This window comes from Vibrio sp. MOR3, assembly GCF_001557775.1.
Classification (GTDB): Bacteria; Pseudomonadota; Gammaproteobacteria; order Enterobacterales; family Vibrionaceae; genus Vibrio; species Vibrio jasicida.
In genome coordinates, this window is sequence record NZ_LNRD01000016.1 from 1 (window position 1) to 15,414 (window position 15,414).

Here is a 15,414-nt window from a genome sequence, read left to right on the forward strand (position 1 = left end):
TGAGGCGTTGAGCTAACCTGTACTAATTGCCCGTGAGGCTTAACCATACAACACCCAAGGGGTTTTGATGGACTCAATGCAAGAACATTGAATGTGTATAAATAGAATTTAAAAACAGCTTTCCAGATTAAAGAATTTGCTTGGCGACCATAGCGATTTGGACCCACCTGACTTCCATTCCGAACTCAGAAGTGAAACGAATTAGCGCCGATGGTAGTGTGGGGTTTCCCCATGTGAGAGTAGGACATCGCCAGGCTTTAAATTTAGACTTAAATGTCTAACCAGTGCGGAGCGGTAGTTCAGTTGGTTAGAATACCGGCCTGTCACGCCGGGGGTCGCGGGTTCGAGTCCCGTCCGCTCCGCCACTTATTCCAGACCTCAGCAGAAATGCTGAGGTCTTTTCACATTTACGATATTATTTTTTGGTCTACGACCAACGAGTTCCGCTTGTGTGCAAGCCCAGCCGCTCCGCCACTTATTTAGAAACCCAGTCTTCGGACTGGGTTTTGTCGTTTAAAAGCAAAGAGGTTTTCCCTTGTCAGGGAACGAGTCTCGGCCGCCTGCAACTCCGGGCTAGGCGCCCTCGCCGATTCGCCACTTATTCAGACAAAAATCCCCAGCAGAAATGCTGGGAATTTTTCGTATTTGCGATATTACTTTGGTCTACAACCAACGAGTCCAATTGAGTGCAAGCCCAGTCGTTCCGGCACTTATTGAAAGTCTCGCTAGAAATAACAATTCTGGCATCCACAAATTTCTTCGTTGCTTGGTGTGGGCTGCTAGTGCCATACCAATCTGTCAGATTACTGGCCAGGTTAATTCATTATCTTTTGCACATATTTGTCACTCCATCATCACTTTCCAAGAGTTAACTCCATGCATATCACACCTCGTCTGCAATATTGGTGTAGTTCGTAATGCTCTGGTTTGCTACATGATATTTTCATAGCCTTACTCTATCGGGCTCAATGTTGTGCCATATTCCGCCTGTAAACGAGCTGTTGTATTTTGTGCCCAAATCTTACTTAGTCTTGAAACTAAGCATCGACCGATTCAACCTTAGTGTAGCTAGGGATCTTGAGGATTGTTTTAATTTGAGTTTTTAGTATTGACTGGAGTTTGTTGATATTGGAAGGATATCAGAGCGTGGCGATGTTTGAGGGAAATCAGCCAGTCTATTCTATTAATAGCTGCTTGGTTCAGGCATAAAAAAGGCAGCCAATCGGCTGCCTAATTTTTCAATTATAAGAGAGTTTATTCTTGAGAGACTTTAGTTTCATGCTTAGCAACAGGAGCCTCGGCTTCCATTTCTTTCTCTGCTTGCTTCGCTTTCTCAATCATTGGCGTTATCGTTGATCCTTGAATAAGGATCGAGAAAACTACAACAGAGTAGGTCATCACCATGATGATCTCTTTCACATCAATCAGTTTTTCTGGGATGACTAAAATACCTGATGGAATTGATAGTGCCATTGCTAAAGCTAGACCTCCACGTAATCCACCCCAAGTTAGAATCTTCACGGACCATGGGTTGTACTTTCTGTAGCGTTTAAAGCCAATATAAGGAATAAAGACACTTAGGTAGCGGGCACCAAGTACTAGTGGCACAGATATCGCCATCATAATCCAGTCTTCTTTATGGAATTCGAATAGCAACATCGACATACCGATTAGAAGGAATAGTACACCATTCAAGAATTCGTCGACCAACTCCCAGAAATGGTCTAGGTGGTCTTCACTTTCTTTTGAGAAGCCGATAAAGCGTGTCCAGTTACCAATCATGATGCCAGAGACTACCATTGCAAGTGGTCCTGAAACATGGAGATATTCAGCTAGAGCATAACCTGCTGTAGGAACGCCAATCGTTAATAATAGTTCCATGGAGTGGTCATCGGTCGCACTAATCAAGTAGTGGAAAACTAACCCTAATACGAAGCCGTAAACAATACCGCCAATTGCTTCTTGGATGAATAGAAGGGTTACGCTACCAACCGTCGGGGCTTCTGTACCAAATGCGATCGTGAATAGAGTGACAAAGATAACGAGACCGAAACCATCGTTAAACAGAGACTCGCCTTCAATTTGTGTTGAAATGCGTCTTGGAGCGTCCAATTTCTTCACAATAGCGAGAACCGCAATCGGGTCGGTTGGAGAGATAAGTGCGCCAAACAGTAAGCAGTAAACAAGGTCAAACTGAATACCAATAACTTGGCAAAAACCGTAAAGAACAAAACCAATGAAGAATGTGGAGAAGAGCGTTGCACCTAAAGCGAGTACCGTAATTTCCCACTTTTGATCTTTAAGGTTGGGAAGTTTGATACCCAAACCACCGGCAAAAAGCAGGAAGCCGAGTATGCCTTTCAGAAGAAAATCTTCGAAATTTATGCTGGTGACGGTTTCTGTGGCAATCTCAGTAAGATGAAACCAATCGTTTTGACCTGCGATTAGAATGAGAAGTGAAAGGATCATCGAACCAGCGGTAATGGCGATGGTCGTTTGCATCTTTCCTATCTTGCTGTTTACAAAGGCGATAACCATTGCTGCCGCGGATAGAAAACATAAAGTATGATAGACCGACATAGAGCTCTCTATTTGTAACATTTTATGAATGGAATTCTCGGCCGATGTTGTCTAAATAGCAAACATTTTTTCGTGATTATTTTGTAACTCGAGACAATACAAAATAATTACAATTCCTATTTTAGACGTCTAGACTCCTGTTGCTTGTGTGATAGGATGGAGAAATAACAAAAGGAATGAGGCTGTACTGTGGGAAGTAATGTAAGACAACAGATTGAAGCTCAGTTAAAGCAACGTATTCTTCTGATCGATGGTGGTATGGGCACCATGATTCAGGGTTACAAACTTGAAGAGCAAGATTATCGAGGAGAGCGCTTTGCCGATTGGCATTGCGATCTAAAAGGCAACAACGATTTGTTGGTGCTTAGTCAGCCTCAATTGATAAAAGAGATACACACTGCTTATTTAGAAGCAGGTGCTGATATTTTAGAGACCAATACCTTCAACGCCACGACCATCGCGATGGCGGATTATGATATGGAAGGTCTCAGTGAAGAGATTAACTTCGCGGCTGCTAAGCTGGCCCGTGAAGCCGCTGATGAATGGACGGCAAAGACTCCTGACCGTCCGCGTTATGTTGCCGGTGTACTTGGCCCAACCAACCGTACTTGTTCTATCTCTCCTGACGTAAATGACCCAGGTTATCGTAATGTTTCGTTTGATGAGCTAGTTGAAGCTTATTCCGAGTCAACTCACGCCTTAATTAAAGGTGGTTCTGACCTTATTCTGATCGAGACGATCTTTGATACGTTGAATGCCAAAGCTTGTGCTTTTGCCGTTGATTCCGTCTTTGAAGAGCTAGGATTTAAACTTCCAGTTATGATTTCAGGCACGATTACGGACGCGTCTGGACGAACACTATCTGGGCAAACAACCGAAGCTTTCTATAATTCGTTACGCCATGTGAATCCTCTTTCGTTCGGTTTGAACTGTGCACTTGGGCCTGACGAATTGCGACCGTATGTAGAAGAGTTATCACGTATATCTGAATCCTTTCTCTCTACTCATCCAAATGCGGGTTTGCCGAACGCATTTGGTGAATATGACCTTTCACCTGAAGATATGGCTGAACATGTTAAAGAGTGGGCAGAGAGTGGTTTCTTAAACTTAATTGGTGGTTGTTGTGGTACGACACCAGAACACATCCGTCACATGGCAATGGCAGTTGAGGGGGTGAAGCCTCGAGAGTTACCTGATCTTACCGTTGCTTGCCGCTTATCAGGTCTTGAGCCACTAACGATTGAAAAAGAAACCTTGTTTATCAATGTGGGTGAGCGCACGAACGTAACTGGCTCTGCTCGTTTTAAACGCCTGATCAAAGAAGAGCTCTACGATGAAGCTCTTGAAGTAGCTCGTCAACAAGTAGAGAACGGGGCTCAGATTATCGATATCAACATGGATGAAGGTATGTTGGATGCTGAAGCCTGTATGGTTCGCTTCCTTAATCTATGTGCATCTGAGCCAGAGATATCAAAAGTACCAATCATGGTTGACTCTTCTAAGTGGGAGGTTATCGAAGCTGGCTTGAAGTGTATTCAAGGCAAAGGCATTGTTAACTCTATCTCTTTGAAAGAAGGGAAGGAGAAGTTTGTTGAACAAGCGAAGTTGATCCGTCGTTATGGTGCGGCCGTTATTGTGATGGCATTTGATGAACTTGGTCAGGCGGAAACACGAGAGCGTAAACTTGAAATTTGTACCAATGCGTATCGAATCCTTGTTGATGAAGTTGGCTTCCCGCCAGAAGACATTATCTTTGATCCAAACATTTTTGCTGTCGCGACGGGTATTGAAGAACACAACAATTACGCAGTGGACTTCATCGAAGCGGTGGCTGATATCAAACGCGACTTACCTCATGCGATGATCTCTGGTGGTGTCTCTAACGTTTCCTTCTCATTCCGCGGTAATAACTATGTTCGTGAAGCGATTCATGCGGTATTCCTGTACCACTGTTTTAAAAATGGCATGGACATGGGTATCGTTAACGCGGGTCAGCTAGAAATCTACAATAACGTTCCTGACAAGTTGCGTGAAGCGGTAGAAGATGTGGTTCTCAACCGTCGTGATGATTCAACTGAGCGACTACTTGATATCGCCGCCGAATACGCAGGAAAGGGTGTTGGCAAAGAAGAAGATGCTTCTGCTCTAGAGTGGCGTACTTGGCCAGTAGAAAAACGTTTAGAGCATGCGCTGGTAAAAGGCATTACTGAGTTTATTGTCGAAGATACAGAAGAGGCCCGTTTAAATGCCTCTAAGCCATTAGAAGTGATTGAAGGCCCTCTCATGGATGGCATGAACGTGGTGGGTGACTTGTTTGGGGAAGGTAAGATGTTCCTTCCGCAAGTTGTTAAGTCTGCTCGTGTAATGAAACAAGCGGTTGCCCACCTTGAGCCTTTCATTAACAAAGAAAAGCAAGCGGGCTCATCGAATGGCAAAATCTTGCTCGCGACGGTGAAAGGTGACGTTCACGATATTGGCAAGAATATCGTTGGTGTAGTTTTGCAGTGTAACAACTACGAAATCATTGACCTTGGTGTCATGGTGCCGTGCGAAAAGATCCTCAAAGTAGCGAAAGAAGAGAATGTCGACATTATTGGTTTATCAGGCCTTATCACCCCTTCTCTTGATGAAATGGTTCATGTAGCAAAAGAGATGGAGCGTCTTGATTTTGATTTGCCACTCTTGATTGGCGGTGCAACGACGTCAAAAGCGCATACTGCGGTTAAGATTGAACAAAACTACAAGAACCCAGTGGTGTATGTGAATAATGCTTCGCGAGCGGTTGGAGTATGTACATCATTGTTGTCTGATGAACTTCGTCCTGCGTTTGTGGAGAAGCTGGATGAGGATTACGTTCGTGTTCGTGATCAACACAACCGCAAAAAACCAAGAACCAAGCCGGTCACTCTAGAAGAAGCTCGTGCCAATAAGGTTGCTATTGATTGGGACGTTTACACACCGCCAGCACCCGTTAAGCCTGGCATCCATGTTTTTGACGACTTCGATATTGCGACATTGCGTCAGTACATCGATTGGACGCCTTTCTTTATGACGTGGTCTCTCGTTGGTAAGTACCCGACCATTTTTAAACACTCAGAGGTTGGCGAAGAGGCGAAGCGTTTGTTTAAAGATGCAAATGATTTGCTGGATCGAGTTGAACGTGAAGGATTACTTAAGGCTCGTGGTATGTGTGGTTTGTTCCCCGCGGCGAGTGTTGGTGATGATATCGAAGTCTACACAGATGAATCACGTACCGAAGTAGCGAAAGTTTTGCTCAATTTACGTCAGCAGACCGAGAAACCAAAAGGGTTCAACTATTGCCTTTCTGATTATGTTGCTCCGAAAGAGTCGGGTAAAAAAGATTGGATTGGCGCATTTGCAGTGACTGGTGGAATTGGTGAGCGTGAACTCGCAGATGAATACAAAGCACAAGGCGATGATTACAACGCTATTATGATTCAAGCGGTTGCGGATCGTCTGGCAGAAGCATTTGCTGAGTGTCTGCATGAACGAGTACGTAAAGAAATTTGGGGCTACGCGGCAGAAGAAGCACTCTCTAATGAAGACCTGATTCGTGAAAAGTACCAAGGTATTCGACCTGCTCCGGGTTATCCAGCATGCCCTGAACATACCGAGAAAGGACCTCTTTGGGAATTGATGAATGTTGAAGAGAATATTGGTATGTCTTTGACCTCGAGCTATGCGATGTATCCAGGAGCCTCTGTTTCTGGCTGGTACTTCTCCCATCCAGACTCACGTTATTTTGCGATCGCTCAGATCCAAGAGGATCAGATGCTAAGTTACGCTGATCGCAAGGGCTGGGATAGGATCGAGGCTGAAAAGTGGCTCGGTCCAAACATTAACGGTTAAATCGATCCACACGCAAAAGAAAAGGGCTGCTACGTGCAGCCCTTTGTTTTATTCGTCCAGAGTATTTAGTAGCGATTATTGCTCGAATAGCTCTGTGTGCAGTTTCTGAATAGCTTGTCGTGATACAGACTCATGAACAAGGAAACATAAGTTATGTGGGCTTGCACCGTAACAAATCATACGTAAGTTGAAGTCCTCTAGTGTTCCGAAGACTTGCTTAGCGTAGCCTTTGCTCTCGCTCATGTTGTTACCAATCAGAGCGACTAAACAGAGGTCGTGCTCAACTTCTACTGTACACAATTCTTCGAGCTCTTCGCGTACTGCCTGTGGTAGCTGCGGAGCACCACCTGATGTGTCTGTTTGATCGAGAGTGAGTGACACACTGATTTCAGATGTGGTGATCAAGTCTACTGAGATCTTGTGTTTAGCCAGGATCTCGAACACTTTCGCTAAGAATCCGTAAGCATGGAACATGTTCACGCTGCGCAGAGTGACCATAGTTTGATTGCAACGAAGAGCAAGGGCTCGGAATAGCGGTGAGCTCTCTACTTGGTGTCGAATCCACGTACCACCTTTTTCTGGCTCTTTAGAAGAGCCAACGAAGACCGGAATATCGTGACGGAGTGCTGGTACCAGAGTAGAAGGGTGAAGGATCTTCGCACCGAAGTTTGCCATCTCTGATGCTTCGCTAAAGCTGATCTCAGGAATTGGTGACGCTTTGTGGGCTATTCGTGGGTCGGTAGTGTAAATGCCCGGAACGTCAGTCCAGATCTCTAAGCCCGCGGCTTTAACACCTTCAGCAATCAAAGCTGCGCTGTAGTCACTACCACCGCGACCCAATGTCGTGGTGTTGCCTTCTTCATCTGAGCCAATAAAGCCCTGTGTAATGACGACATGTTTTTGGCAAAGAGGAACCAGCTGTTCTTGCGCTAGCATTGAAATACTTGCTAGTTGTGGTTCTGCGCGGCCAAAGTTGCCATCTGTTTTTAAAATATCTCGAATATCAAAACGAGCGGCGTTGATGCCTCTTTCACGCATTAACTGAGCAAGAATATGAGTCGACATCAGCTCGCCACATGCCACTAAATGGTCAGTCAGTTTGGTGCTTGCTTGAATAGAGGCCGCTTCTGCAAGGCTTGTGACTGTATCTAGAATCTCGTAAACCTCGGCAGCCGCTTTAGTAGCATCTTCTAATCGAGATAAAATTGATTCATGGATATCGGCTAATTTTTGCAGCACTTTAGCGCGATGTTCTTGGTCCTGAACACCGTTTGCTAGTTCGACCAAAAGGTTGGTCACGCCAGAACAAGCACTACTCACGACAAGGCGGGTATTTGGATTGTTTTCTATAATGGTGGCACAACGGCTCATTGCCTCAAAGTTGGCAACACTGGTTCCACCGAATTTCGCTACGTTAAATGCGCTCACTGCGTTCTCCCACGACTTCCTAAAAAATAACAACATCAATTGGTTGCCAATACATCCAATGTTTTGGTGAGGAAAGGAACAGAGCAAATAGAGAGGTATTTAGAATGTAATTTGAAAATTTACCCTCAGAAGCCCTTCATCAGACTGCGCTGATGACAGTTGATGGGACTCAACCCAAGTCAACCGATAAGCCAAATCCTGCAACTTTGACTTACCTCGGCACTACTCCCCCTGAGTGATTGGTATTGGAATTGCGGCTCCACAAATCACCTGCCTGGGCAGTGCTCCTCTTCTGCATAAAGCTCAAACATTGAACGGTTTTGTTGTCACAATGTCAACCAATATCTCCAACCAGAATGAAAGTTTTTATTAACGAATTTGTGACAGTGGTTTGACCTCTATACTTAGGGCTAATTGCCGATAGAGAAAAAATCTATTAGGGTGAAAAGTTCGATACCTGAGCCAACCTTTTAAATAGAATTTTTATAACGCTCAGGATGAATGACTGCAATCAAGGAGCTGACATGCCGATCCAAAGCTTTATTCCCCCACATCGTATTCTGATGGGACCTGGTCCATCTGATATTTCACCTCAAGTTTTGCAAGCTTTGAGCCGCCCAACGGTTGGCCATCTAGACCCGCTTTTTATTGCGATGATGGATGAGCTAAAACAACTGCTCAAATACGCCTTCCAAACTGAGAACGAATTCACCATCGCCGTTTCTGCTCCGGGCAGTGCGGGCATGGAAACGTGTTTCGTCAACCTGATTGAAAAGGGTGACAAAGTTATCGTCTGTCGCAATGGTGTTTTCGGTGAGCGCATGCGTGAAAACGTAGTCCGTGCTGGTGGTGAAGCAGTTGTTGTGGATGATGAGTGGGGCACGCCAGTATCGGTTAATAAAGTTGCAGAAGCGTTAAAGCGGAACCCTGATGCGAAGATCCTTGCTTTTGTTCATGCAGAAACATCGACAGGGGCAGTAAGTGATGCTCAAACGTTGAGTAAGCTAGCCAAACAATACGGTTTATTATCGATTGTGGATGCGGTGACATCACTCGGTGGTGTGCCTCTTAAGGTTGATGAGTGGCAGTTGGATGCTGTGTACTCAGGAAGTCAGAAGTGCTTGTCGTGTGTACCGGGGTTATCACCTGTGACGCTTTCTCCTGCTGCCATAGAGAAGATTCAAGCCAGAAAGACACCGGTTCAAAGCTGGTTCTTGGATCAAAGCTTAGTATTAGGTTACTGGAGTGGAGAGGGCAAACGCAGCTATCACCATACAGCACCAGTGAACAGCTTATATGCACTTCATGAGGCACTACTTATCCTGAAGAACGAAGGCTTAGAAAATGCGTGGGCACGCCATCAATTGATGCATGAGAAGCTAAAAGCAGGATTACAGAAGTTGGGTTTTGAATTTGTGGTAGAAGAAGAGTACCGCTTACCACAACTTAACGCGATTTATGTTCCAGAGGGCATTGATGAAGCTAAAGTGCGTCATCATCTCCTTGAAACCTACAACCTTGAGATTGGTGCGGGCTTGGGAGCGCTTGCCGGCAAAGCATGGCGAATTGGTTTGATGGGCTATGGTGCTCGACCTGAAAATGTTGCTTTGTGTTTGCGTGCTTTAGAAGAATCGCTGACTGAGTAAAATGATTCGACAACGAGATAAAGAAAAGCGAAGGTCATCCCTTCGCTTTTTTATGTTTATTGATCAGCACCAGAAGTTGGCGTTGGTGAAGCTGATACGGCTTGAGAAGGCGGTTGATAATTGACGCCACTGAAATCAACCTTAGGAAACAAGAATTGTGCCTCTGCACGGATTTGTTCTGCCTTGCTCGTATCATCCAGTCCTTGGTATGCAAGGATTAGGTTGTTGTAGAACGCTGGACGGGGCTTATCTTTAATTATCTCCAAAGACCAATCAATGTAAGGCTGAATCAAGGTTGGATCTTGCTTGTACAATCCAATATTCAAGAAAGTACTGTATACATCCCAGTCGAAACGATCTTTCCAAACTACAGGGTTTGTCACCTGATTCAGGATGTCCGGATTGGTTGGGCGCGTGGTCTCAAACTTAGTTAATACGTAGTTGGTATGCAGAGCACTCACCATATAAAAGCTGAATACGACTGGAATTACTAAGCTGCAAACACGAAGTAAACTCTTAGTCACTCGGCTAAAAGGTGCCTGACGGTAGCGAGAGACTCGCTGGTCAACCCAGTACAGTAGGATTATGAAGATGATCCAATGCACCAGCGAGTGGTAAAACGGATACTCTAGCTGTGAATGGAGGATGATAGGGATGAAGAGGGCGAGTAAGGCTAGACGTGTCCCTCGTTTGGCCTGATAGATTCGGTGTAGCACTAACGCCATCGCGAGGAAAATCCCCAAGATTGGTAACAACCCGCCTTCTACAGACCAATATAAGAGTTCGTTATGTGGGTGATCCATCGATGGTAAACCCGCAGGGTAACTCTCATTTAGAGCGTGTTGGCGAGCTGTATAGAGCATGTATTCCGATTCAAATTTACCATAACCGTAACCAGTAAATGGTTTTTCAATCACCATATCGAGCGTTTGTGGGAAGGTGTAAGCTCTCGGAGATTCCATGTTCACTTTTTCACTGGCTAATCCGCTACCATCAGGAAAAGCGATCTGCATGATCACAATAGATAAAGCCAAACCTGTTGCCATTGCAACTACCCAACGTACGAACCTAGCTTTAGTTGCGAAGCGGTACATGTACGGAATGACTAATAGGATCGCGATGATAGAAGCAAGCCACCCTGTTCGAGATGCCAATGCGACAATCAGCGGCAGGGTAAGTACTGGCACAGCATAAAGCAGATAGATATCGCTAAGCTTACGCGAGTATTTATAAGGTTGACGGACAAGCAGATAACTTGCGATCACTAAGCCTGTCGCAAGAAAACTCGCCATGACATTGGGCTGTTGGAATATACCATAAGGACGATTAGCAACAGTGTCGTACCCAAATACGTTACCTGGCTTGAGGTAAAGGTATTGAGTGAGGCCAAATAGAGCCTCTATCACAGCCGCAAGAACGATAAACCACAGTAAACGTTGGCGATGTTTGTTACTGAAATGGAATTGCTGCAACACAATAAAAAACAGCATGCCGCACCACAGGCCAATTAATTTATTCGCTGCCAGTGCGCTATCCGCATTTGGATAAAAGATAGGCAATGTCATGATGATGCAGCTAATCAACAGACCAATCGTTAATTTGGAATAGCGTAATACACGGTTGGTCGCAAGTTGGTAGCAGCCGATCCCGAGCGTAAAGCTGAACGCCACCCACGTGGTTGCGTTAAAAGACAATGCGAGCCCTGAACCGCCCGGATTTGGCATAAAAAAGTGCATCGCCAGCAAAAAGAGTGCTGCTAGCGTGATGAGGAACTTGCGATTAAGAGGAACTTGCACTTTACCTGGAGAAAGCTTGGTTCCACTGACGTGTATAGTAGCCATAGTTATTGTGTTGTTTTGAATGAAAAAAGACCAGCAATGGCTGGTCTTTGTACTTTACCTGTTTTTTCTACTTCAACATAGGCTTAAGGAAGCGAGCTGTGTGTGAACCTTCGATCTGAGACACATCTTCTGGTGTTCCTTGTGCAATTATCTCACCACCACCTTGGCCGCCTTCTGGTCCTAAGTCGATAATCCAGTCTGCTGTCTTAATGACATCAAGGTTATGTTCAATAACTACGACTGTATTTCCGTGGTCACGCAGGCGGTGTAAAACGGTCAGCAATTGTTGAATGTCGTGGAAGTGCAGGCCCGTTGTTGGCTCATCCAGAATGTACAAGGTCTTACCCGTGTCACGCTTAGAGAGTTCTCGTGCTAGTTTCACACGTTGTGCTTCACCACCAGAGAGCGTGGTTGCTGCCTGACCTAAGCGAATGTAAGACAAACCTACATCCATTAGCGTTTGCAGTTTACGAGCAATGGCTGGGACAGGGTCGAAGAAGGTACGTGCATCTTCTACAGTCATTTCCAGTACTTCATCAATGGTCTTGCCTTTGTAACGCACTTCAAGTGTTTCACGGTTGTAGCGCTTACCCTTACATACGTCACAAGGAACGTAGACGTCGGGTAGGAAGTGCATTTCTACTTTGATTACACCATCACCCTGACATGCTTCACAGCGACCGCCACGCACGTTAAAGCTAAAACGGCCCGGCTTGTAGCCACGAGAGCGCGATTCTTGTGTGCCTGCAAACAACTCACGAATCGGGGTAAAGATACCCGTGTAAGTCGCTGGGTTTGAACGTGGCGTTCGACCTATTGGACTCTGGTCGATGTCGATAACTTTATCGAAATGCTCCAAACCTTTGACCGATTTATAAGGTGAAGGGTGCGCCGTTGTTGCACCGTTCAATTGAGTATGAGCAATCTTAAAGAAGGTATCGTTGATCAGAGTCGACTTACCTGAGCCTGATACGCCCGTAATACAGCTAAACAAACCAACTGGAATCGAAAGGTCGACATTCTTAAGGTTATTACCAGTAGCGCCCAGTAACTCAACCGTTTTCTTTGGATCTCGTGGTGTGCGCTTTGTTGGGATCGCAATCTCTTTTGCGCCACTTAAGTACTGACCCGTTAGTGAGTTCGGGTTAGCGATGATGTCTTCCATCGTACCTTCCGCGACCACGTTACCGCCGTGCACTCCTGCGCCGGGACCAATATCGATTACGTGGTCAGCACAACGAATAGCATCTTCATCGTGTTCAACAACTAATACCGTATTGCCTAAATCTCGTAGATGGGTCAAGGTCTTCAATAGGCGTTCATTATCGCGCTGGTGGAGGCCTATTGATGGCTCATCCAGAACGTACATTACCCCCACTAAACCAGCACCAATTTGGCTCGCTAGACGAATACGTTGCGCCTCACCACCTGAGAGGGTTTCTGCACTGCGTGACAAGTTTAGATAGTTCAAACCAACGTTAACCAAGAACTGCAGACGGTCATTGATTTCTTTCATCACTTTTTCAGCGATTTGAGCGCGTTGACCTTCTAGCTTCAGTGTATCGAAGAAATCCAATGCATCCGCAATGCTGAGTTCAACGATCTCTGGCAATGTTGTATCGGCAATAAAAACATTGCGAGCTTCAAGGCGTAAACGAGTGCCACCACAGCTTGAGCAAGATTTGGTTGAGATGTATTTTGCAAGCTCTTCGCGTACTGAGTTTGATTCGGTATCGCGGTAACGACGCTCAAGGGTGTTTAGGATTCCTTCGAATGGATGGCGTTTAACGCGGATATCACCACGATCGTTAATGTACTTGAACTCAACCTCGGTACGCCCAGAACCTTTAAGAATAATGTCTTGGGTCTTCTTTGGTAAGGAGTTAAACGGAACGTGAAGGTCAAAGCCATAATGATCCGCCAAGGCTGTTAGCATTTGGAAGTAGTAGTAATTTTTCTGATCCCAACCTCGAATTGCCCCTTGCGCTAAGCTGAGTGAGTCATCTTGAATCACTCGACTAGGATCGAAATATTGCTGTACACCTAAACCATCACAAGTGCCACAAGCACCAGCTGGGTTGTTGAATGAGAACAAACGAGGCTCAAGCTCTTGCATACTGTAACCACAAAGTGGGCAGGCAAAGTTTGCTGAGAAAATTACTTCCTCACCGTCGCCATCCATTGGCGCAACAACTGCGATACCACCAGAAAGCTCTAATGTGGTTTCGAATGATTCTGCCAAACGTTGCTGCAAATCTGGACGCACTTTAAAGCGATCTACAACCACCTCAATCGTGTGTTTTTTATGTAGCTCTAGTGGCGGTGGATCGGAAAGATCACAAGTTTCACCGTCGATGCGTGCGCGAATAAACCCTTGTGCAGCGAGGTTCTCTAACGTTTTAACATGCTCACCCTTTCGCTCTTTTACGATAGGAGCAAGGAGCATCATTTTACTGCCCTCTGGCAACTCTAAAACCTTGTCGACCATTTGGCTGACGGTTTGAGCAGCAAGCGGCGTATGATGAGTCGGGCAGCGAGGTTCACCAACACGAGCATAAAGCAGGCGCAGATAGTCGTAGACTTCCGTAATGGTACCGACGGTTGAGCGAGGGTTGTGTGACGTCGATTTTTGCTCGATAGAGATAGCTGGAGACAAGCCTTCGATATGATCGACATCTGGCTTTTCCATAAGAGATAAAAACTGACGAGCGTAAGCGGATAATGACTCAACGTAACGTCTCTGGCCTTCCGCATACAAGGTATCGAAAGCGAGAGAAGATTTACCAGAACCACTTAAACCAGTGATAACAGTCAGTTTATCGCGGGGGATCGTAAGGTTGATGTCTTTGAGGTTATGGGTGCGGGCACCGCGAACTTCTATTTTATCCATCGTTTTTGCTCTATGTATAACCAAGTCACGCAAGTATTACATAGTGTGAGAAATGTGCAAAGGGAATACTGGACAAAAAAACAGTAAGAAAAAAGCCCGACGGTTAGTCAGGCTTTATAATCAATAGTTTGGGGATGATTACGCTTCTTTCTTAGTTGCGTGCTTACCTAGCTCTGATTTTTTCTCATCCTTTAGATAAAGGTTTTCGAAGCAGTAGTTAGTGGCTTCGATGTAGCCTTCTACGCTACCACAGTCAAAACGTTGACCTTTGAATTTATACGCCAATACACAGCCTGCTTTTGCTTGTTTAAGCAGAGCGTCAGTAATTTGGATTTCACCACCTTTACCTGGTTCTGTGTTCTCGATTAGCTCGAAGATATCTGGCGTCAGGATGTAACGACCGATGATCGCTAGGTTACTTGGCGCTGTACCTTGCTCTGGTTTCTCAACCATGTCGTCTACGCGGTAGATATCATCTTTGATCATCTCACCTGAGATAACGCCGTATTTGTGTGTTTCTTCTTCTGGTACTTCTTGAACCGCAACGATTGAGCAGCGGAACTGTTTGAACAACGCCACCATCTGAGCCAGTACGCCTTCTTGCTCATTCACACAAAGATCGTCCGCAAGTACAACGGCAAATGGTTCGTCACCAATCAGTTCACGACCCGTTAGGATCGCATGGCCAAGGCCTTTCATTTCACGTTGACGAATGTAAGTAAAGTTAGCTGAGTCAATGATTTCACGAATGTCGACTAACAGTTCTTCTTTGTTAGTGCCGCTGATTTGGTGCTCAAGCTCATAGTTTTTATCGAAGTGATCCATGATCGAGTGTTTGCCACGACCTGTTACGATACACATGCCATTCATACCAGCTTGAATCGCTTCTTCAACGCCGTATTCAATTAGCGGCTTGTTCACTACAGGCATCATCTCTTTTGGCATGGACTTTGTCGCCGGAAGGAAGCGCGTACCATAGCCCGCCGCAGGGAACAGACATTTTTTAATCATTGGGGGAATATCCTTTCTCAATTTTTTAATAAAGAATCTGAGCGACACTTTAACATGAGAGCGGCATATGAATCATGAATTAAGTAGGAAAAAATGTGAGACAGGAAGTGCAAAGAAGCATGAGCAACACACCTTTAATTATTTTTGT

7 protein-coding genes, 1 tRNA gene, 1 rRNA gene and 1 riboswitch are annotated in these 15,414 nt (G+C 45.3%); of the genes, 4 read left to right on the forward strand and 5 right to left on the reverse strand.

Annotated elements, in window-relative coordinates:
* Window positions 1–139: 139 nt before the first annotated feature.
* Window positions 140–256: ribosomal RNA gene (rrf, locus tag ATB76_RS22520) — 5S ribosomal RNA — on the forward strand.
* A gap of 32 nt (window positions 257–288) precedes the next feature.
* A tRNA-Asp gene (locus ATB76_RS22525) sits at window positions 289–365 on the forward strand.
* 889 nt (window positions 366–1,254) lie between these two features.
* Here the strand turns inward: ATB76_RS22525 and ATB76_RS22530 are convergent.
* The gene (locus ATB76_RS22530; RefSeq protein WP_061036131.1) at window positions 1,255–2,580 is read right to left on the reverse strand and encodes a sodium:proton antiporter; all 1,326 of its coding nucleotides are present in this window, start codon (window positions 2,578–2,580) and stop codon (window positions 1,255–1,257) included.
* A 189-nt stretch (window positions 2,581–2,769) separates the two neighbouring features.
* On the opposite strand from ATB76_RS22530, the gene metH reads away from it, so the two are divergent.
* Complete coding sequence (metH, locus tag ATB76_RS22535) at window positions 2,770–6,450, forward strand: methionine synthase (RefSeq protein ID WP_061036132.1); 3,681 nt, start codon at window positions 2,770–2,772, stop codon at window positions 6,448–6,450.
* A gap of 75 nt (window positions 6,451–6,525) precedes the next feature.
* Here metH and lysC read toward each other — a convergent pair whose 3' ends face one another.
* Complete coding sequence (gene lysC / locus ATB76_RS22540; protein WP_061036133.1) at window positions 6,526–7,878, reverse strand: lysine-sensitive aspartokinase 3; 1,353 nt, start codon at window positions 7,876–7,878, stop codon at window positions 6,526–6,528.
* A 121-nt stretch (window positions 7,879–7,999) separates the two neighbouring features.
* A riboswitch (Lysine riboswitch) is annotated at window positions 8,000–8,178 on the reverse strand.
* Window positions 8,179–8,402: 224 nt separating this feature from the next.
* Here lysC and ATB76_RS22545 point away from each other — a divergent pair.
* Complete coding sequence (locus ATB76_RS22545) at window positions 8,403–9,524, forward strand: alanine--glyoxylate aminotransferase family protein (RefSeq protein ID WP_061036134.1); 1,122 nt, start codon at window positions 8,403–8,405, stop codon at window positions 9,522–9,524.
* Between the two features lie 56 nt (window positions 9,525–9,580).
* Here ATB76_RS22545 and ATB76_RS22550 read toward each other — a convergent pair whose 3' ends face one another.
* The 3 genes from ATB76_RS22550 to galU all read right to left on the reverse strand — a co-directional run bounded on the left by ATB76_RS22550 (window position 9,581) and on the right by galU (window position 15,266).
* On the reverse strand, window positions 9,581–11,365 hold the full coding sequence (locus tag ATB76_RS22550) for a PglL family O-oligosaccharyltransferase (RefSeq protein ID WP_061036135.1): 1,785 nt from the start codon (window positions 11,363–11,365) through the stop codon (window positions 9,581–9,583).
* 67 nt (window positions 11,366–11,432) lie between these two features.
* Window positions 11,433–14,255 (reverse strand): excinuclease ABC subunit UvrA, encoded by a 2,823-nt coding sequence (gene uvrA / locus ATB76_RS22555; protein ID WP_061036136.1) that lies wholly within the window; start codon window positions 14,253–14,255, stop codon window positions 11,433–11,435.
* A 138-nt stretch (window positions 14,256–14,393) separates the two neighbouring features.
* Complete coding sequence (galU, locus tag ATB76_RS22560) at window positions 14,394–15,266, reverse strand: UTP--glucose-1-phosphate uridylyltransferase GalU (RefSeq protein ID WP_038864585.1); 873 nt, start codon at window positions 15,264–15,266, stop codon at window positions 14,394–14,396.
* Between the last annotated feature and the right edge of the window lie 148 nt (window positions 15,267–15,414).

Excerpts from the sequence above, each read along its gene's own strand:
- ATB76_RS22530 (WP_061036131.1), bottom strand. The coding sequence starts at position 2,580 with ATGTCGGTCTATCATACTTTATGTTTTCTATCCGCGGCAGCAATGGTT.
- ATB76_RS22545 (WP_061036134.1), top strand. The coding sequence starts at position 8,403 with ATGCCGATCCAAAGCTTTATTCCCCCACATCGTATTCTGATGGGACCT.
- ATB76_RS22550 (WP_061036135.1), bottom strand. The coding sequence starts at position 11,365 with ATGGCTACTATACACGTCAGTGGAACCAAGCTTTCTCCAGGTAAAGTG.
- uvrA (WP_061036136.1), bottom strand. The coding sequence starts at position 14,255 with ATGGATAAAATAGAAGTTCGCGGTGCCCGCACCCATAACCTCAAAGAC.
- galU (WP_038864585.1), bottom strand. The coding sequence starts at position 15,266 with ATGATTAAAAAATGTCTGTTCCCTGCGGCGGGCTATGGTACGCGCTTC.